We start from the raw sequence: 18,832 nt of genomic DNA, 5'->3' as shown, positions 1-18,832 counted from the left end.
GCCTTTCCGGTTGGTCAGGCCAGGATGTCGGCCACGGTACGCGCCAGGGCGCGGACGCCGTAACCGATGCAGCGCTCGTCCGGCTCGTAGTCGGAGCTGTGGACCTTGTCGCTACGACCGGGCTGAGAGGAGCCGACGAGCAGCCTGAAGGCCGGGACCATGGCGGCCATCAGCGCAAAGTCCTCGCCGCCAAGGCTCGGCTCGTACTCGTCCGCCACGTCACCGATCTGGGCATGGATGGCGTCCACCGTCCGCTGCAGCATCCCCTCCTCGTTCATCACCGGCGGCGTGCCGCGGCGGTAGACGAGGTCGCAGCGCACGCGCAGCCCGGCGGAAATACCTTCGCAGATCCGGCGTATCCCCTCCTCCGCCGCATCCCGCGCCTCGGGTTGCCGGGTCCGGACCGTACCCTTCAGCTCGCAGCGGTCGGGGATGACGTTGCGCGCTTCGCCCGCGTGGATGGAGCCGACAGTGACGACGCAGGAATCCAGCGCCCGCACCTCGCGCGAGACGATAGTCTGCAGTTGCCCCACGAGCTGCGCCGCGGCCACAATCGGGTCGACCGCCGCGTATGGGCGTGCACCATGGCCGGACTTTCCGTGCACCGTTATGTCGAACGAGTCACTGGCGGAATTCGCGGCGCCGTGAACGATGCCGAAGCGGCCCACCGGGATCTCCGGGCGGTTGTGCAGGCTCAGCGCCATGTCCACGCCGTCCATTGCGCCTTCGGCGATCATCTCCCGCGCGCCGCCGATCGCCTCCTCGGCCGGCTGGAAGATCAGGCGGACATCGCCGGAGAGGCGGTCGCGCATCCGGTGCAGGACGGCGCCGATGCCGAGGAGCGTCACGGTGTGAAGGTCGTGCCCACAGGCGTGCATCTTGCCTTCCTCCTTGCTGGCGAAGGGCAGGCCGGTGCGCTCCGTGATTGGCAGGGCGTCCATGTCAGCGCGGATGGCGACAGTCGGGCCCGGCCGCGCCCCACGGATGGTGCCCACCACGCCCGTGCGCCCCACCCCCGTGCGGTGCTCAATGCCTAACCGCGCGAGCTCCGCCGCCACTACGCCGGAGGTGCGGACCTCCTCGAAGGCCAGTTCCGGATGGGCATGGAGGTCCCGGCGGATCTCAATCAGCCGCGGCTCCATCTGCGCGACTGCCTCGTCGAGCCAGGACCGGATGTCGTTGTCGTGGGATGTGCTCATGTACCCGTTCTCCGCGTCGGGGAGGCAGATGGCTGGAGGCGCGGTGTTGCAACGGCGGACCTCAGCCTGTCTCGGCTTTCCGGAAGATGATGCAGACCGGGCTGCCGGTCCGCGCCACCTCTCCCGCAGGGGTGAGACGGCCGGTCGCGGGCGAGACCGAGAAGGCGGCGATGCTGTCGTCGTCCTCGCTGGCGGCGAAGAGAAAGCGCCCGGTGGGGTCCAGGGCGATGAAGCGCGGAGTGCGCCCAGTCGCCGCCCATTCCACGGGTGCGAGCCGACCGGTCGCCTCCTCTACGGCGAAAACGCCAACGGAGTCGTGGCCGCGGTTGGAGGCGTAGAGAAAGCGGCCATCCGCCGAGACGGCGATCTCCGCGGCGCGGCTGTTGCCCGTGAAGGTGTCGGGCAGCGAAGGGAGCAGCTGGTAGGGCTGCAGCGCCCCCGTAGCCGCCTCGTAGCGGTAGGCGGTGATGCTGGAATCCAGCTCATTCAGCACATAGGCGAGCCGCCCGGCGGGATGCATCGCCACGTGCCGGGGGCCCGCATTCTCTCGCGCCACCACCGATCCCTGCGCGCTCGGGCGCAGCCTGCCCGTCTCCGGGTCCAGCCGGAAGGAGAAGACGCGGTCCAGCCCCTTGTCGGGCACGATCACGAAGCGGCCGTCCCGGTCGAACTCGGTCTGGTGCGGCTTGGCGAAGGGCTGCTCGACCCGGTGCGGCCCGATCCCGCCCTCCAGCGTAACGAGGTCGGTGCGTTCGCCGAGAAACCCCGTCTCCGGATCGATCGGCAGGACCGCGATGGTGGAGGTCACGTGGTTCGGGACCACGATGAAGCGGTTAGTGGGATCGATGGCGAGGTGGACAGGATTGCGCCCGCCCGTCGAGACCTGGTTGAGGAGCGTCAGGCGCCCGCTCCCCGGCTCCACGCGGAAGGCACTGATCTCCTCCGTGTCACCGTGCACGGCGTAGAGGAAGCGCCCCGTGCGGTCGAGCGCGAGGAAGGAGGGATTGGTCAGCCCTTCCAGCAGCTGCACATGGGTCCAGCGCCCGGACGACGCCTCCATCCGGTAGACCTGGATGCCGTCGCCGCGCGCGTTGCGCTCGCGCGTGGTGCGGCACCCGACAAAGACGTGGTAGGCGTCGGTCACTGGGCGGTCCTGCTCTGGTGTTAGGTGCGGATCACAGCTCGCCCGTGATGCCGGCTTCCTCGATGATGCGGGTGAAGCGCCGTGTCTCCTCCGCCACGAAGGGGCGGAACTCGGCGGATGGCAGGGGGCGGGGAATGGCGCCCTGCTCCTCCAACTTCGTGCGCAGGCCCGGCTCCCGCAGTGCCGTCGCCACGGCCGCACCCAGGCGCTCCACCACCGGCTCCGGCGTGCGGGCCGGGGCGAAGAGGCCGAACCAGTTCAGCAGCTCGTAACCCGCCAGACCCGGTCCTTCCGAGAGCGAGGGGCAGTCCGGCAGCTGCGGCATCCGCTCCTTCGAGGTCACGCCGATGGCGCGCAGCTTGCCGTCGCGGATCAGCGGCAGGGCGGGGCCGAGGGAGGAGAAGTTCAGCGTCACCCGGCCGGAAGCCACGTCCGTCAGCGCGGGCGCCGCGCCGCGATAGGGCACGTGCAGGAGGTCCAGCCCGGCCATGCGGTTCAGCAGCTCCCCCGCCAGGTGCTGCGGGTTGCCGATGCCGGAGGAGGCGTAGCTCAGCTTGCCCGGATTGGCCTTGGCATAGGCGACCAGGGAGGCCGGGTCCCGCACCGGCACGCCCGGCGCCGCCACCAGTACGTTGGGCACCGTGGCGACGAGCGAGACCGGCAGCAGATCCCGTGCCGGATCGTAGGACATCCTGGCCTTGAGCAGGGCGGGGTTGGCCGCGATCTCGCCGGCGGCCGCCATCAGCAGCGTGTAGCCGTCCGCCGGCGCGCGTGCGACCGTCTGGGCACCGATCATGGCGCTGGCGCCCGGGCGGTTCTCCACGATCGGCACCTGCCCCAGCGCGCCCCGCATGGCCTCTCCGACCAGTCGCGCAACGATGTCGACGCCGCCGCCCGGCGCGTAGCCGACGACGAGCTTGATCGGGCGGTCGGGATAGGCTCCCTGCGCCCGGGCAGTCCGCGCCGCGAGGGGCGCGAAAGGGGCGGTCAGGGATATGCCCAGCAGCGCGCGCTTCTGGATCATCGGGAACACTCCTCCTCCGACCGTGCTTTCCGCCGGCCTTGTTGTCTGAACCTGGCCGGGCAGCGTCTCAGGCAGGCGCCGCGGCCCTCTCCCCCGTGGTCGCGAGGGCGCGGCGCAGGATCGTCGGGATCATGCCGCCGGCCTGGATCAACCGTACCTCGCGCGCCGTCTCCAGCAGCGCGGTGGCGGTCCCCTGGACCGTCGTGCCATCGGCCCGGCGCAGCGTGACCGGCACCGCGGCGCGCGGTGTCAGCGCGGCGGGGTCCCAGCCGATCTCGACAAGGTCGCCCGGGCGCAGCCCGAGCGCGTCGTAGCGCCACCCCTCCGGCAGCCGCAGCGGCAGCACGCCCATGCCGACGAGGTTGGAGCGATGGATCCGCTCGAAGGAATTGGCCAGCACCGCCCGCGCCCCGAGAAGCTGCGCGCCCTTGGCCGCCCAGTCGCGGGAGGAGCCGGTGCCGTAGCGCTCGCCAGCGACGATCACCACCGGCAGCCCGGCCTCCGCGTAGCGCGCCGCCGCGCGCCAGGCCGGCAGCACCTCGCCCGTGGGGGCAAAGACCGTCTGGCCGGCCGCGAAGCCGGGCGCGAGGTGGTTCACCGCCGCCTTGTTCGTGAACAGCCCGCGCAGCATCACCTCCCAGTTGCCGCGGCGGGAGGCGTAGACGTTGAGGTCGCGCGGGTTCTCGCCCCGCTCCACCAGCCAGGCCGCGGCGTCGCTGCGGGGCGGGATGGAGCCGGCGGGGGAGATGTGGTCGGTCGTGATGTCGTCGCCGAGCACCAGCAGCGGGTGGGCGGCCAGCACGCCCGCCGCCTGGCTCTCCGGCCCCAAATTCACGAAGGGCGGCGGGCGGAGATAGGTGGAGGCGGGATCCCAGGGAAAGAGCGGCGTGGCCGGCGCCTCCAGCGCGGCCCAGGCGGCGGAGCGGTCCGCCTCCTCGCCTGCCGCGGCGATGTCGGACGGGTCGCTCGCGGCCGCGACGGCCGCCTCGATCTCCGCCGCGCGCGGCCAGAGGTCGGTCAGGTGGACGGGCCTGCCGCCCGGCGCGATCCCCAGCGCCTCCCGCGTGATGTCCAGCCCCGCACGGCCCGCCACGGCATAGGCCACCACCATGGGCGGGGAGGCGAGCAGGGCGGATTCGATCTGCGCGTGGACCCGGCCCGGGAAGTTGCGGTTGCCCGAGAGCACCGCGACGGGCCTCAGCCCGGCCCCCTCCACCGCATCCGCCACCGCGGGCAGCAGCGGGCCGGAATTGCCGATGCAGGTGGCGCAACCATAGCCGGCGATGCCGAAGCCGAGCGCCTCCAGATCCTCCAGCAGCCCCGCCCGCCGCAGCCGCCGCTCCGCGCTCGGCGAGCCGGGCGTGAGGGAGGTCTTCACCCAGGGCGGCACGGAAAGGCTGAGCGCACGCGCCTTGCGCGCCACCAGCCCCGCCGCGACGAGAAGGCCGAGATCCGTGGTGTTGGTGCAGGAGGTGATGGCGGCGATCGCCACCGCGTCCGAGGGGATGCCGCCTCTCTCCCCCCCGGCGATGCGGGTGCCCGCCGCCTCCAGCGCGGCGGGCACCTCGGCGGGTGCCAGCCGGTCCTGGGGCCGGCGGGGCCCGGCGAGGGAGGGGCGGAGGGAGGAGAGGTCCAGCTCCAGCACATCCGTGTAGCGCGGCGCGTTGTCCGGGTCGTGCCAGAGGCCCTGGGCCTTGGCGTAGGCCTCCACCAGCGCGACCTGCGCCGCGTCGCGCCCCGTGGCGCGCAGGTAGTCCAGGGTCTGGCCGTCGATCGGGAACATGCCGGTGGTGGCGCCGTACTCGGGCGCCATGTTGGACACCACGGCGCGCTGCCCGGCGGTGAGGGTGCCGACGCCCGGCCCGAAGAACTCCACGAACTCGCCGGCGATGCCGTAGCGGCGCAGCATCTGCGTCACGGCCAGGGCGAGGTCCGTCGCGAAGGTTCCCTCCGGCAGGGCGCCCGCCAGTCGCACCCCGATCACCTCGGGCACGCGGAGCGAGACCGGCACGTCGAACATCACGCCCTCGGCCTCGATCCCGCCAACGCCCCAGCCCAGCACGCCGATGCCGTTCACCATGGGCGTGTGGCTGTCCGTGCCCACCAGCGTGTCCGGCACGGCCCAGAGCTCGCCGTCCCGTGTCTCCGTGGCCACCACGGTCGCGAGGCGCTCCAGGTTGATGGTGTGCATGATGCCGGTGCCCGGCGGGAACACGCGGAAGCCGCTGACGGAGCCGGCCGCCCACTTCATGAAGCGGTAGCGCTCGGCGTTGCGGGCCATCTCGTTGGCCATGTTGGTCCACAGCGCACCGGGCACCGCGGAGACGTCCACGGGAAGCGAATGGTCGGTGGAGGTGGCAACCGGGACCTCAGGGTTCAGCCGCGTGGGATCACCGCCGGCCCGTGCCAGCACGTCGCGCATGGCCGCGATGTCCACCAGGGCCGGGCCGCAGGTGGTGTCGTGCATCAGGATGCGGGTCGGCGCGAAGGGGATCTCCGCCTCCGAGCGTCCTGTCTCGAGCCATGCCAGAAGGGCGGCCCGCCCGGCCTCCCGCGCATCGGCTTCCGGTTGGCGAAGCACGTTCTCGAGCAGGATACGGTGGCACCAGGGCATGCGGGCCAGTGCTTGCGCACCTCCCGCCGCTGCGGGCAGCGCGACGATGCGGCGCTCGCCGAAGGCTCCGGACAGCCGCGCGCCTTGCGTGCCAGTGCTCTGCGACATTCCACTCACTCCAGACCAGGCCCGTTCAGCGAGTTTGTATTATATCTTGATAAAAAACTGCAAGTCTGAAGTGAAGCAGCGCGTCGCGCTTTTCCTTCACCTGCTTCGCCCCGCTCCAAGCAGCGTCCCCACAACTCGCCGCGGCTGGTGACGATAGATTTCAGCTGCAACTCGCTCGTGTGCCATGCGTGAGCGCTACGGAAACCATGAACCGAACGGGATATATGTCCGCTTCCTGTGCTCCGCATCCGGAAAGCGGCCATGCCGCTCTCGGCCAGTTTCGCCCGTCCGCTCAGCGCCCACATCGGCCATTGGTTAATGGCGCGACTCGCGCTCCGAAGCGGACATCAAGGCCAAACTTTCTTGAGCCGTGATGTCTCCATCGGAAGTTACATCGTCGGACCGCCAATTAGTTCCTTGATGCGGCTTGCCAACGCTTCCATGGCGAAGGGCTTAATCAAGACGTGCATGCCAGGGTCCAACTGGCCGTTTCGGAACACCGCGTTCTCGGCGTAGCCCGTGATGAACAGCACCTCCATGTCGGGCCGGGTGACGCGGGCGGCGTCCGCCATCTGACGACCGTTCATGCCGCCCGGCAGTCCAACATCGGTCACCAGGAGATCGATCCGGGCATCGGACTGCAGGACTGCCAAGCCCGAGGCACCGTCCCCGGCCTCTATGGCCCCGTAGCCGAGCTCCTCCAACACCTCCATGACGAGCATGCGGACGGTCGGCTCGTCATCCACGACCAGCACGGTCTGGCCCGCTTCCGCCCTCGGCGCCGCGGTCAGGCTCGGCACCTCCTCCACCGCCTCGGCCTTGCCGAGGTGCCGGGGCAGGTAGACCCGCATGGTCGTGCCCAGGCCGACCTGGGAGTGGATCCGCACCTGCCCGCCGGACTGCTTGGCAAAGCCGTAGATCATCGAGAGGCCGAGGCCCGTGCCCAGGCCGAGCGGCTTGGTCGTGAAGAAGGGATCGAAGGCGCGCGCGATCACGTCGGGCGGCATGCCCGTGCCCGTGTCCGTCACGCTGATCGCGACGTACTGCCCGGGCTCCATGTCCCGCGCCTTGCCGGTCCGCTGATCCAGCCGGGTGTTCGCCGTCTCGATCGTCAGGCGCCCACCGTCCGGCATGGCGTCGCGCGCATTGATGCAGAGATTCAGCAGCGCGTTCTCCAGCTGGTTCGGGTCCACCAGCGTCGGCCACAGGCCGTCTGCCGCGACAACCTCAACATCGATAGAGGGGCCCGTCGTGCGCCGGATCATGTCTTCCATCCCGGCCACCAGCCGGTTCACGTCCGTGGGCCGAGGGTCCAACGTCTGCTGGCGGGAGAAGGCGAGCAGGCGGTGGGTGAGCGCCGCCGCCCGCTTGGCCGCGCCCTGGGCCGCGACGACGTACTTGTCCACGTCCTTCAGGCGGCCCTGGCCGATGCGGGTGTTGAGCAGCTCCAGGGCGCCGATCACGCCAGTGAGCAGGTTGTTGAAGTCGTGCGCGATCCCGCCCGTGAGCTGACCGACGGCTTCCATCTTCTGGCTCTGGCGCAGCTGCTCCTCGGCCAGCAACAAGTCCGCGGTGCGCTCAGAGACCCGCTGCTCCAGTGTCTCTGTCAGGGCACGAAGTTCTGCCGTGACCCGGTCGCGCTCCGCCTCCACGGCACGGCGTTCCTGGACGTCGAGGACCACGCCCGGGAAGCTCAGCGGCGTGCCGTCCGGCCCGTGGTCCACGCGGCCGTTCGCCTCGATCCAATAGTACCGCCCATCGTGGCGCTGTACGCGGTATTGGTGGGCGTAGGCGCCCCCACGGGCGATCACCTCATTGATCGCGGCGGCCAGTCCGGCCTGGTCGTCGGGATGCACGGTCGCGACAATCCTGGCGAGCGGAATTCCCTCGCGGCCGAGGGCAGGGTCCAGCCCGAAGGTATGCGCGAAGGCCTCGTCCACCGTGAAGCGGTCGGTCGGCAGGTCCCAGTGCCAGGTCCCGACGATCGCGCCTGCTGCCAGGGCAAGCTGAACGCGCTGCACGTTCTCGCGCGCGATCGCCTCGCTGGCGCGCAGGCGCTCCTCCGCCTCCCGCCGGGCAGTGACGTCGTTGAAGATGATCGCGATCGTCCGCTCGGCGGGGTCGCCGACCCGGACCGCTCGCACGTCGAACCAGCGCTTGAACGCCTCCGCGTAGCTCTCAAAGTTCGCGCGCTCGCCGGTCTTGGCCACGTGCCCGTAGGTCTCGAACCAGAACTTCTCCAGGTCCGGGGCGAACTCGGTGACCCACTTGCCGCGCAGATCGACACCGGCTTGGCGCTCGAACCCGGCGTTGGCCTCGACGAAGCGGTAGTCCACCGGCTCGTCGTTCGTATCGAACTTGACCTGGACGATCGCGAAGGCGGCATCAACCGTCTCCAGGATAGACCTGAGGCGGTCCTCGCTCACGCGCAGGGCGGCTTCCACCCTCCGCATCCCCGTCATGTCGAGCATGGCGCCGATCATGCGGGTCGCCCGGCCCGCGCGGTCGCGGATGACGTAGCCCCGGTCCAGCACCTCTGCGTAGCTGCCGTCGGCCCGGCGGAAGCGGTACTCCTCGGTCCAGCCCGCTCCCGTGCCGTCGATGACGGCGTGTATGCTGCGGCCGATCCTGGCCCGGTCATCGGGATGGATCCTCGCGATCCACCAGTCCCCGGTCGGCTCCACCTGCTCGGGAGCCCAGCCGTAGGCCTCCCGGAGCGCCTCGTTCCAGCGGACGCTGTTGGTCTCCAGGTTCCAGTCCCAGATGGCGTCGCGCGTTGCCCTCTGCGCGAGACGGTGCCGCTCGTTCAGCTGCTCCAGGGCCTCGCCCGCCAGGTGCTGCTCCGTGCGGTCGCGCAGCATCTTCAGGTAGCCGATATGGGCACCCCCCTCGTCCCGGAGCGGCATCATCTCGCCCGAGGCCCAGAAGCGGGAGCCGTCCTCCCGCAGGTGCCAGCGCTCGTCGGTGGCCCGCCCATCCCGGGCTGCCCGCCGGGTCTCCAGCTCCGGAACGCCGGCTTCGCGGTCCTCCGGGGTGAAGATGAGGTCCGCGGGCTGGCCGAGGATCGCGGCCTCCGTCCAGCCGCAGATGTTCACCGCCCCGGTGTTCCAACCGGTGATCGTCCGGGACAGGTCCATGCTGACGATAGCGAAGTCTGTCGCGCTATCCAGGGTCTGGCGGCGGAGGGCGTCGGCCCGGTCCCGCTCGGCCGTGACCCTGTCCCGCTCGGTCAGGGCCCGGCGGAGCGCGATCTGGCTGCTGACCTGGGCGGCGAGTGCCTTCAGGGCAAAGCGCTGGCGCTCGTCCAGCCCACCCTCATGCGGCTCCGTGTCGATGACGCAGAGGGCGCCGATCGGCAGGCCCTCCGACATCAGGGGCACGCCCGCGTAGAAACGAATGCCGGGCCCGCCTGTGACCAGCGGGTTGGTCGCGAAGCGCGGGTCCTTGGCGGCATCCGGCACCACCAGCCCTTCTGGGTCCAGCATGGCGGTCGGGCAGAAGGCGGTGTCGCGCGGGATGTCGCGGGTGCCGAGGCCGAGTTCGGCCTTGCCCCACTGCCGGTCCTCGGCCACGAGGTGGACGGCGGCCATGGGCACGCCGACGAGGTCAGCGGCCAGACGTACCAGGTCGTCATAGGCCTGCTCGGGCGGGGTATCGAGGAGGCCGGTCCGGTGGAGCGCGGCGAGGCGCTCCTCCTCCGTCCAGGACGGCGAGGTTCCTTGCTCGGTCATGGTGGTCAGTCGTCCGGGAGGATCTCTGGCGTGGAAATGGGGGCTGCCGCGATCGCCCGAGGCGGATCGGCCTTGGTCAGGAGCCGCAGACCGGCTCGGACAACCTCGCTCGCGGTCTGGTAACGCCCGGAGGCGACCTGGGCCTCAATGAAGCGGCGGAGCTCGGGGGTGAGCGAGACGGTCAGGGGATCGCTGGAAGGCACAACATAGGCTAGCAGACCGCCATTGGGGGTGAAATCCTCACACCCTGTTCTGTCAGCTTATCGAAAGCTCAGGATCGCGGGGAACCATGGCGGCCTGCCAAGTGACTGGCGTCGCCCCATGTCTCCGCTCCGACCACCCGGTGGAGGGATAACTCACATGAGGCCTGCCACACGGCCCCGACCCACCCGAGGACGCGACATCTTCCGCCTCCTGCTGGCGGCCCTCTATTTTGCGGCCGGCATCTTCCACCTCGCCACCCCGGATCCCTTCCTCCTGATCACGCCGGAGTGGGTGCCCTTTCCGCGGCAGGTCATCCTGCTCACCGGCCTCTGTGAGATCGCCGGCGCGGTGGGCCTGATGAGCGGCCGGCTTCGACGTGCGGCGGCGATCGGGCTCGCTCTCTACGCCGTCCTGGTCTTCCCCGCGAACGTCAAGCACGCGATCGCCGGGCTCCCGTCGGGGGAGGTCCAGCTCGGCTGGTGGTACCATGTGCCACGCTTGGCACTGCAGCCCGTGATCGTGTGGTGGGCGCTCTTTGCGGGCGGCATCGTGGACTGGCCGTTCAGGCCACGGCGCGGCTGGGCGGGTGAGATCACGAAACATCCCTGAACTCCGCGCGGATCTCGGAGCGAGGGGGACCATCGATCGCGGCGGGGATCCGGACCCGGCGCCTTTGTGCCAGGACCGGCAGCCAGATCCAGCGTGCCGCGTTGCCTCGTCGCCGCGGCTGAGGATGGGTCTTCGCTGCAAACTGAGGCCAGGGCATGACAGCGACCAGCCACGACCGGCTCCTGACGGCGCTCGCCGTCCATCTCCACTCCACTTCGGTCTGCACCATCGGGCAGGGCTGGCGCCTCGCTTTCGCGCCCTTCGAGACCGTGACGGTCCACCACGTGCTATCCGGGTCCGGAACCGTGCAGGTCGGCAATGCCGCCCCGCTGCCCTACTCGCCGGGCAGCATCATCGTCGTGCCACCCCGGCAAGCCCATGTCGTCGGCGATGCCTGGCCCGGAGCGCGGGAGGCGAGTGCGGAGGACCACTGCGGCCCTTTCGCGGACGGGCTCGCGGCGTTCGTGGCCGGCGACAGCCCCGGAACGCTCCTCCTGTGCGGCTCCATCCCGGCCCCTGATAGACGTGCCCTCGGCCTCTTCGACCTGCTGACCGAAGCGGTGGTGGAGATGCCGCCCGATGAGGCGGGCCAGCGCATCTTTGACCTCATGCGGGCGGAGGTCGCGGCGCCCGGCCTTGGCACCGCGGCGATGACCGAGGCGCTGATGAAGGCCTGTCTCGTCGCCCTTCTACGGGGCCAACTCCGCCGCCGGGACCACGGCCTGCTCGCCTCGTCACTCCCTGGGGATCCTCGCCTCGCCCGTGCTGCCCTGACGGTGCTGGAGAACCCTGGCGTGCCCCATACGGTCGCGAGCCTCGCCGAGAAGGCCGGGATGAGCCGGGCCTCCTTCGCCGACCATTTCGCGCGGGCACTTGGTGGCGGGCCCATGGAGTTCGTCCAGTCGGTGCGGCTTCGTGCGGCCGCACGCCTTCTTCAAACCACCGACCTGCCGTTGAAGGCCGTTGCAGCGGCCGTCGGCTATGCCGATCCCTCGTCACTCTCGCGGGCCTTCCGCGCCAGCCATGGAGTGGACCCGGCCATCCTCCGCAGCCTGAGTGGTCAGACCTGGCCGAAGGCGCCGGATACCAGATCCACCCGGAGCGGCGAGGTCGTGACGAATCCTTCTGGCCGGCAGGGCGTCCAGAAACCCGGCGCAGCGTCCAGTTCACCTGCCACGAGCGGAACCCTCCACCCGGATGAGACTTAGGCGCGTCCGAGGAGGCCAGCGCCGATGCAGGACGCGGTGCCTCCCGACAGACCGCCGGAGAAGCTCACCCGCATGACCGCATTCACCGCCCGAGGCCTCCGGGCCGCCCTCCTTGCCGGCACCACGGCGGGCTGCCTTGCCCTGAGCGGGATGGGGCAGGCGCTCCATGCCCAGCCGGCCGCGTCCCCGACCATGGCGGCGCAGCCGGCGGCCGGGCCGGCCAGCCCGGCCCCGGACATGGCCGCGGTGCTCCAGACCCTGACCGCGCTCGGCGCCAAGCCCTTCGAGACGCTCTCGCCCACCGAGGCGCGCCGTCAGGCCACCCCGGCGGATGCCGTGAAGCGCGTGATGAGCGATCGCGGCATCCAGATGCCGCCGGCCGTCGCGGCGGTGCAGACCCGCGACCTGCAGGTGGACGGCGCGGCCGGTCAGCTGCCCGCGCGCCTCTACACGCCCGGCAACCGGCCGGCCGGCGCCGCGCCCTTGCCGCTGATCGTCTACTGGCACGGCGGCGGCTGGGTCGTCGCCGACCTCGACACCTACGACGCGACGCCGCGCGCCCTGGCCGCCATGACCGGCGCCGCGGTGCTGTCCGTGCACTACCGCCAGGGACCGGAGAACCGCTTCCCTGCGGCCCATGATGACGCTGTCGCGGCCTATCGCTGGGCGCTCGCCAATGCCCGTCAGCTCGGCGTCAATCCGGAGCGGCTCGCCGTCGCCGGCGAGAGCGCGGGCGGCAACCTCGCCATCAACGTCGCCATCGCGGCCCGGGACGGCAATCTGACCCGCCCGGACCACGTCCTCGCCGTCTACCCGGTGGCGGGCGCCGACATGAACACGCCCTCCTATCAGGAGAACGCCAACGCGCTGCCGCTCTCGCGGGGCTCGATGGAGTGGTTCGTCAAGAACGCCCTTGAGAGCCAGGCCCAGGCCCAGGACCCCCGGATCAACCTCGTCGGCCGCAACGACCTGCGCGGGCTGCCGCCGGTGACGATCGTCTCGGCCCAGATCGACCCTCTGCGGAGCGAGGGCGAGACCCTCACGACGCGCCTGCGCGAGGCGGGCGTGGACGTGCAGCAGCGCACCTTCCCCGGCACCACCCACGAGTTCTTCGGGATGGCGACGGTGGTGCAGGGTGCGCAGCAGGCGCAGGCCTTCGCGGTCGAGCGGCTACGCCCGGCCCTGGGCGGCCAGGCGCCGGCACCGGCCCAGCCCGTGGCCACGAATGCCCCGGCGAGCCCGGCCGCCGTGCCGTCGCTCAGCCGCGAGGAGGCGGGCCGGCTGATCGGCACCAACCTGGTCGGCGCGAACGACCAGAAGGCGGGCGAGATCGAAAACCTCGTCGTGGACGGAACCGGGCGCGTTCGTGGCGCCGTGGTCGAGTGGGGCGGCTTCCTCGGCATCGGCCAGCGCAGCGCGATCATCCCGATGGAGCGGATCCAGTTCGCCGCCGACGGCAAGGGGCACCTCAGCATGACGCGCGAGCAGCTGGAGGCCCTGCCCCGCTACGAGCGCGACAAGCTGGGCGACCTCGGCCGGCAGCAGGGCCTGGGCGACAATCTGCAGCTGCTCCGGAACTAGGCGGACTGACACGTGGACCCGCAGGACCAACCTGCGGGTCCACAGCGCTGCGCTCATCGAAACCAATTGCCTCCGGAAGGTAGCCGAAGCTGGTACCAGAGTGCGGAATATTTGAGCACGCCAATCTGGTTTGGTGCAGGCCGGGGAGCGAGTCTGAGACGCGGAACGCGCGCTCAACCCTTTGGAGAAGAGCCTCAAGGCGCGAACTGCCCATGTACTGACGGCCGGTTTTCACCAGCACCGTCCCGGAAGCGCCCATTCCGTTATCGGCCAAACCCCGACATGTCACCTGCGGGTCCGTTTGGTAATTGACGAGATCTGGGTCTCATTCGGTGTGGCCGGATAAGCTTTCCGTCGCGTCCAATCTTCTCAGGACTGCTTCTTATGCTGCTTGCTCCTCGCGGTCTGACTACACGCCCCGTAAATCACAAATCAAGTTGATGCCTTTTGGAGGGGAGCATGACTGATCCGGTATCGTGCCCCAGCACGACGCCTCGGCAGGCGGGCTTGTGGCAGACGGCCTCTGACGCCGGCCTTCTGAAGGGGCCGAAGCTCCGCGCTTTCGGTGGCGAATTTTCCAAGCCGCTCATTGATACCGCCATGAAGTTGACTGGCATCACTGATCCCGCGGAGCTGCTGACCTATGCCCTGGCGAAGGTGGTCCTTGAGGATGACGGCTTCGGCGAGCGCCTACTGGCCCGGAAGGGGTCGGCGCCGCGCGGGCTCTTGGGTTCAGACTAACAGGTCGCGCGCGTTTTCCTGACCGGTTCGGCCTGCAGGATCGGAAGAGAACGCTCATCTCGATAATGGAACGTCCAAACCGCCGGCGCGCCCTTGAGGCGCGCCCTGATCACACGCCGCTAAGCTCCGCTTGGGGGAAAGCAGGTCTGACCGCAGCCTTCGCCGCGGCTTCAGGTTGGCCGTGGCACCAGGGGCATCACCGCGCTGCATAGCCCCGGATAGCCTCTCGCAAAGCCTGTAGCGGCCGTGGATCCGCCCGCGTCCGCCGGCTCGCCAGCCCGATCGGCACTGCGGGCAGTTCGCCTTCAATCCGCACGACTCGCAGCCTCTTCTCCGCGAGATCCTCCCGCACCGTGGACTCGAAGGTGACTGCGAGGCCCAGCCCCGCCATTGCCATCCGCAGCATGGCCGGGATGTTGCTCGTCTCGATCGCAGGCTCCGGCGGCAGTACCCCCGCTTCCAGACAGCCGCGCTGGACAATTAGCCGCTGGGAGAAGGTCTGGGGCGGAAGGATCCAGTCCTCCTCCGCCAGCCGCGCCCAGGTCGCTTCATGATCGGCCAGCGGGTGCCCTGCCCCCGCGACGACGAGCGTCCGCTCCGCGTAGATCTGGTCGAGCACCAGCGCGTCCTGCTCCAGCACCTGCAGCGCCTCCGGCGTGAACAGCGTCAGGATCGCGTCGAGTTCCCCGTTCACCAGCTGGTCCGCCAGGGTGATGATCCGCCCCTCGATCAACTGGATCCGGGGCCGCTCCTCAACCCGCGCCAACCCTTGCAGTACGCCCGGCATGATGCGCCAGTTGATGAAGGGCGCCGCCCCCACCCGCAGCACCGGCCTCGCCTTTCCGCCCACGGTCTGGCCGCAGTCCCGCAGCTCCTCCAATCCCTGCAGCAATACCCGCGCGTGCCGCACGAAGTCGTGCCCGGCGGCCGTCGCCGCGATCCCGCGCGCCGTGCGCTCGAACAGCGGCCTGCCGACGATTGCCTCCACCTCGCGCAGGCTCTTGCTGAGCGCCGGCGGCGTCATGTTCATCGCCCGCGCCGCCGCCCGCACGCTCCCGGTCTCCAGCAGCAGCCGCACCATCTCGAGCTGGCGGAAGCGCAGGTGCTGGAGCATGGACGACCCCTGGTGTTTCCCGCTGGTTTACATGCGGGTCCAACAATCGAATAGACGCGCCGAGTTTCCGCTCCCTACCCTCCGGGCAACACAAGAGCGGCGGTTAAGGCCGGTTTACAGGGAGAGGGACGATGTCACCTTCAGGATGGGCCAGGCGCGCCTTCTTCGGCCTGCTCTGCTTCCAGGCCGCGTCCGCCGCGGCCGAGGCCCCCTATCCCAACCGCCCCGTCACCCTCGTCGTGCCCTTCGCCGCAGGGGGCAACAACGACGTCTCCGGCCGCATCGTCGCCCGCAAGCTCGGGGACATCCTCGGCCAGCCCGTGGTGGTGGAGAACCGCACCGGCGCCGGCGGCGCGATCGGCACCGCCGCCGTCGCCGCCGCCAGGCCCGACGGCTACACCCTCGGCTTCCTCAGCAGCGGCCCGCTCGCCGCCAACGTCAGCCTCACCCGCAGCCTGCCCTATGACCCTCGGCGGGACTTCACCCCCGTCGCCCGCGTCACCACCAGCCCCAGCGTCCTCGTCGTCGCGCCGAACTACCCGGCGCAAAGCCTGGACGCCTTCATCGCCCGCGTCCGCGAGAAGCCCGGCGCCGTGAACTACGGCACCGCGGGCCAGGGCTCCTCCCCCCACCTCGCCGGCACCCTGCTCGGGTCCATGGCGCGGGTGCGGATGGAGCCCGTCGCCTACCGCGGCGGCCTTCCGGCCCTGAACGACCTCGTCGCCGGCCAGGTACAGACCGTGATCAACCCCATCCTCGAGGTGATGCCCCTGATTGCCGCCGGCACCGTCCGGCCGCTCGGCGTCACCAGCCTCGGCCGCTCCGCCCTCCTCCCCGACGTGCCCGCGATCGCCGAGCGCCTGCCCGGCTACGAGGTGCTCACCTGGAACGGCGTGGTCGGCCCTGCTGGCCTGCCACAAGAGGTGGTGGCGACGCTGAACGAGGCCGTCCGCAAGGCCCTGGCCGACCCCGAGATCGCCTCCCGCCTGAACCAGCTCGGCCTGGAGGTCGCCTTCTCCTCCCCGGCCGAGTTCGCCCGCTACATCGACCAGCAGATCACCCACTTCGCCGAGCTCGCCCGCATCGCCGGCGTCGAGCCCAACTGATCCCCACCTCCCCACACCGGAGCCATCCCATGCCCAAGCTGTTCCACCCCGCCGAGATCACCGGCATCCTTCCCCCGCTCGTCACCCCGCTGGCCGAGGACGAGAGCATCGACGAGAAGGCGCTCCGCGCCGCCGCCCGCTTCATGCTGCGCCAGGGCGTCCACGGCCTCGTGGTCGGCGGCAGCTCCGGCGAGGGCTTCAACCTCTCCACCGACGAGCTGCGCCGCCTGACCGCGACCGTCGCCGAGGAGATGGACGACACCCGCCCCCTGATCGCCGGCGTCATCGCCAACAGCACGCGCGACGCCATCGAGAAGGCCCGCGCCGTCGCCGACCTCGGCGTCTCCGCCCTCCAGCTCACCCCGGTCCACTACATCTACAAGACCGACGAGGAGGAGATGATCCGCCACTTCCGCGAGGTGTACGACGCGGCCGGCGTGCCGATCATCGTCTACAACGTCATCCCCTGGAACTATCTCTCCCCCAAGCTCATCCTCCGAATGATGCGCGAGGAGCCGGGCGTGATCGGCGTGAAGCAGAGCGCCGGCGACCTGAAGATGCTGGCCGACCTCCTTCTCGAAGCCGGCCCGAACGACCGCATCTACGCCGCGATCGACGCGCTGCTCTACCCTTCCATGGCGCTCGGTGCGCACGGCGTCATTTCCATGCTGGCCTCCGCCGCCCCGCGTCAGTGCCTAGAGATGTGGAATGCCGTGAAGGCCGGGGACACTGCCCGCGCCCAGCTCCTGCACCGCAAGATGCTACGCCTCTGGAACGCGATCTTCGCCGACAACCGCATCGCCACGGCGAAGTACGCCCTCTCCCTCCAGGGCATGGAGGTCGGCACCTGCCGCCGGCCCACCAAGCCCGCGACCCCGGCCCAGCAAGCCGCGATCCGTGCCGCGGTCGAGGCCCTGCAGGATAAGACGGTCGAAGAAGCCGCCTGACACGCACGATGCTTCGCGACCGGATAGTACCCGGGGCGAGAAGCTGACTTAGAGACCGACCTGCCAAACCCAAAGGAATGATCGGGGGCCTGGCAGGTCGTCGAGAACCTAGGGCGCTTCGGCGCCCTCTTGCGCCACACATGTCGCTATTCGTTCGAGCAGCGCGATCTTCTCTGGCGTTCTCCGCCTCCCGCGGTTCCTCAACGCGGCGGGTGGGGGTAGGTGGTAGCCGGCAGCCACTTTCCTGCTCAGCTGGCCTAGCCGTTCGGTCGGGGTAGTCCGGCGCAATCCATCCCACGCACTGGCTTCAATGCGCCCGGCCTCATCCGTCAGCATCATCAGGTCAGCACCCGTCACTGCCATCGGCGTCGATACCGACTTGCGGGACTAACTGTGACAACTCCGTTCCCCCGCTCCGCGACGGAGCACCAGCGCCATGCATGGTGGAACGCATCCTCCGCGGCAGCGTGGGTCAGCGGCGGAGCGGCCTCCACCATGGCGAGGAGGCGGGCACCCGTCCCAGCCGCCCGGGCTTGTTTCCGGATCAGGGTATCGGATTGGTCCGGTGCTAGTGCCCACGAGGACGGCCACTTCACACACCCTGCGGCGCGGCCCAGTTCGGCGATCCAGCCAGCGTCCCTTCCATCCGCGCCAGTGTCTGTGACCACCACCCGGCTGCTGAGGACGAGGTCGAGTTTCCGGACAACATCCTCAGCCGGCAGCCCCTCCTGCACCAGCATCTCCCGGGAGAGGCCGTGTACTTGCTCCGCCTCAGGATCCCATCCTCCGTCTCCCGCGAGCCACGCCGGAGGGGTTCTGACCAGCGCACTCCAGAGGGTCACCTCCCACCCTCCCCCAATTGCCTGTCGGGGCACCGCGACTCCGACCTCGATAGGGTAGCCGGCAGGCCCGAGCCCGCTCGCCTCCACGTCGATGAATATCGGGGGCTCCAGCATCGGTCGCACCAACTACACCGTTCGGCCAGACAGGATCTGGCCGAGCACCCCCTCCACCACGAGGGCGCCCTCCTCCGTCATCGCGGTGGCGATCGGGGAGCGCCACTCCAGCCAGGGGTGCGGACGCAGAACCCACGCCCGTGATACCTTCAGATCGCGAAAGGTCTCCATCGCGGCCGCGATGACCCGCTCCAGCCGCGCCAGAACCACGGGGTGCGCGGCCAGTCCTTGGCGGAGCCCCTCGACAAATCCGAGCTCCATCTCGGCGATGCCCTCGTCAACCGATGCGGTGAGGCCTGGAAGGTCGTCGTTCGCGAACTTCGCGACAGCCGCTGCAAATTGGACGTCCGGCGTTCCCCACCCGATGAACGGCTCATCTTCATTCTCGGCCCGGGTAATCACGATGTGCCGGCCACTGACTCGCACATCTAACTCGCTGCCCTCATCCAGGCCGAGCGCCTCGGCCATCTCATGTGGGATGGGGACGCATGCTTCCTTATCTATCTTCCGCTTCACGGTGCCCTACTCCTTGTCGATGATCCTGAT

The 18,832-nt window shown here is 70.0% G+C and carries 14 protein-coding genes; 6 read left to right on the top strand and 8 right to left on the bottom strand.

Annotation, left to right across the window (positions count from 1 at the left end; all coding sequences use genetic code 11):
* Positions 1-14: 14 nt before the first annotated feature.
* From VQH23_RS19780 to VQH23_RS19755, 6 genes are all read right to left on the bottom strand, one after another.
* Positions 15-1,199 (bottom strand): M20 family metallopeptidase, encoded by a 1,185-nt coding sequence (locus VQH23_RS19780; RefSeq protein ID WP_338662440.1) that lies wholly within the window; start codon positions 1,197-1,199, stop codon positions 15-17.
* Positions 1,200-1,260: 61 nt separating this feature from the next.
* On the bottom strand, positions 1,261-2,343 hold the full coding sequence (locus VQH23_RS19775) for a lactonase family protein (protein ID WP_338662439.1): 1,083 nt from the start codon (positions 2,341-2,343) through the stop codon (positions 1,261-1,263).
* 31 nt (positions 2,344-2,374) lie between these two features.
* A complete protein-coding gene (locus VQH23_RS19770; protein ID WP_338662438.1) occupies positions 2,375-3,367 on the bottom strand; it encodes a tripartite tricarboxylate transporter substrate binding protein in 993 nt (330 codons plus the stop codon).
* Between the two features lie 67 nt (positions 3,368-3,434).
* The gene (gene acnA / locus VQH23_RS19765; RefSeq protein ID WP_338662437.1) at positions 3,435-6,089 is read right to left on the bottom strand and encodes an aconitate hydratase AcnA; all 2,655 of its coding nucleotides are present in this window, start codon (positions 6,087-6,089) and stop codon (positions 3,435-3,437) included.
* A gap of 389 nt (positions 6,090-6,478) precedes the next feature.
* Positions 6,479-9,820: a PAS domain-containing protein gene (locus VQH23_RS19760; protein ID WP_338662436.1), complete on the bottom strand. Its 3,342-nt coding sequence runs from the start codon at positions 9,818-9,820 to the stop codon at positions 6,479-6,481.
* Between the two features lie 5 nt (positions 9,821-9,825).
* Entirely contained in the window at positions 9,826-10,023 is a 198-nt protein-coding gene (locus VQH23_RS19755; protein WP_338662435.1) for a type II toxin-antitoxin system ParD family antitoxin, read from the bottom strand.
* A 157-nt stretch (positions 10,024-10,180) separates the two neighbouring features.
* Between VQH23_RS19755 and VQH23_RS19750 the strand changes: the two genes are divergently transcribed.
* The 4 genes from VQH23_RS19750 to VQH23_RS19735 all read left to right on the top strand — a co-directional run bounded on the left by VQH23_RS19750 (position 10,181) and on the right by VQH23_RS19735 (position 14,163).
* Positions 10,181-10,633, top strand: a complete 453-nt coding sequence (locus VQH23_RS19750) for a DoxX family protein (RefSeq protein WP_338662434.1) — start codon at positions 10,181-10,183, stop codon at positions 10,631-10,633.
* A 155-nt stretch (positions 10,634-10,788) separates the two neighbouring features.
* Positions 10,789-11,841, top strand: coding sequence for an AraC family transcriptional regulator (locus VQH23_RS19745; protein WP_338662433.1), 1,053 nt, complete (start codon positions 10,789-10,791; stop codon positions 11,839-11,841).
* Positions 11,842-11,913: 72 nt separating this feature from the next.
* The gene (locus VQH23_RS19740) at positions 11,914-13,422 is read left to right on the top strand and encodes an alpha/beta hydrolase fold domain-containing protein (RefSeq protein ID WP_338662432.1); all 1,509 of its coding nucleotides are present in this window, start codon (positions 11,914-11,916) and stop codon (positions 13,420-13,422) included.
* Between the two features lie 459 nt (positions 13,423-13,881).
* On the top strand, positions 13,882-14,163 hold the full coding sequence (locus VQH23_RS19735; RefSeq protein ID WP_338662431.1) for a hypothetical protein: 282 nt from the start codon (positions 13,882-13,884) through the stop codon (positions 14,161-14,163).
* Between the two features lie 196 nt (positions 14,164-14,359).
* Here VQH23_RS19735 and VQH23_RS19730 read toward each other — a convergent pair whose 3' ends face one another.
* The gene (locus VQH23_RS19730; protein ID WP_338662430.1) at positions 14,360-15,277 is read right to left on the bottom strand and encodes a LysR family transcriptional regulator; all 918 of its coding nucleotides are present in this window, start codon (positions 15,275-15,277) and stop codon (positions 14,360-14,362) included.
* Positions 15,278-15,408: 131 nt separating this feature from the next.
* Here VQH23_RS19730 and VQH23_RS19725 point away from each other — a divergent pair, with 131 nt between their 5' ends.
* Both VQH23_RS19725 and VQH23_RS19720 read left to right on the top strand, forming a co-directional pair.
* On the top strand, positions 15,409-16,383 hold the full coding sequence (locus tag VQH23_RS19725; protein ID WP_338662429.1) for a tripartite tricarboxylate transporter substrate binding protein: 975 nt from the start codon (positions 15,409-15,411) through the stop codon (positions 16,381-16,383).
* A 29-nt stretch (positions 16,384-16,412) separates the two neighbouring features.
* Complete coding sequence (locus VQH23_RS19720) at positions 16,413-17,330, top strand: dihydrodipicolinate synthase family protein (protein WP_338662428.1); 918 nt, start codon at positions 16,413-16,415, stop codon at positions 17,328-17,330.
* 968 nt (positions 17,331-18,298) lie between these two features.
* Here VQH23_RS19720 and VQH23_RS19715 read toward each other — a convergent pair.
* On the bottom strand, positions 18,299-18,802 hold the full coding sequence (locus VQH23_RS19715) for an antitoxin Xre/MbcA/ParS toxin-binding domain-containing protein (protein ID WP_338662427.1): 504 nt from the start codon (positions 18,800-18,802) through the stop codon (positions 18,299-18,301).
* Between the last annotated feature and the right edge of the window lie 30 nt (positions 18,803-18,832).

Source organism: Pararoseomonas sp. SCSIO 73927, from assembly GCF_037040815.1.
In the GTDB taxonomy this organism is placed as follows: Bacteria; Pseudomonadota; Alphaproteobacteria; order Acetobacterales; family Acetobacteraceae; genus Roseomonas.
Note: the sequence above shows the minus strand (reverse complement) of the source record. Positions and strands in the feature narration are given on the sequence as shown.

What these genes read in the sequence shown, in the direction of transcription:
- VQH23_RS19780 (WP_338662440.1), bottom strand. Translation starts at nt 1,199, where the DNA reads ATGAGCACATCCCACGACAACGACATCCGGTCCTGGCTCGACGAGGCA.
- VQH23_RS19770 (WP_338662438.1), bottom strand. Translation starts at nt 3,367, where the DNA reads ATGATCCAGAAGCGCGCGCTGCTGGGCATATCCCTGACCGCCCCTTTC.
- acnA (WP_338662437.1), bottom strand. Translation starts at nt 6,089, where the DNA reads ATGTCGCAGAGCACTGGCACGCAAGGCGCGCGGCTGTCCGGAGCCTTC.
- VQH23_RS19760 (WP_338662436.1), bottom strand. Translation starts at nt 9,820, where the DNA reads ATGACCGAGCAAGGAACCTCGCCGTCCTGGACGGAGGAGGAGCGCCTC.
- VQH23_RS19750 (WP_338662434.1), top strand. Translation starts at nt 10,181, where the DNA reads ATGAGGCCTGCCACACGGCCCCGACCCACCCGAGGACGCGACATCTTC.
- VQH23_RS19745 (WP_338662433.1), top strand. Translation starts at nt 10,789, where the DNA reads ATGACAGCGACCAGCCACGACCGGCTCCTGACGGCGCTCGCCGTCCAT.
- VQH23_RS19740 (WP_338662432.1), top strand. Translation starts at nt 11,914, where the DNA reads ATGACCGCATTCACCGCCCGAGGCCTCCGGGCCGCCCTCCTTGCCGGC.
- VQH23_RS19735 (WP_338662431.1), top strand. Translation starts at nt 13,882, where the DNA reads ATGACTGATCCGGTATCGTGCCCCAGCACGACGCCTCGGCAGGCGGGC.
- VQH23_RS19730 (WP_338662430.1), bottom strand. Translation starts at nt 15,277, where the DNA reads ATGCTCCAGCACCTGCGCTTCCGCCAGCTCGAGATGGTGCGGCTGCTG.
- VQH23_RS19725 (WP_338662429.1), top strand. Translation starts at nt 15,409, where the DNA reads ATGTCACCTTCAGGATGGGCCAGGCGCGCCTTCTTCGGCCTGCTCTGC.
- VQH23_RS19720 (WP_338662428.1), top strand. Translation starts at nt 16,413, where the DNA reads ATGCCCAAGCTGTTCCACCCCGCCGAGATCACCGGCATCCTTCCCCCG.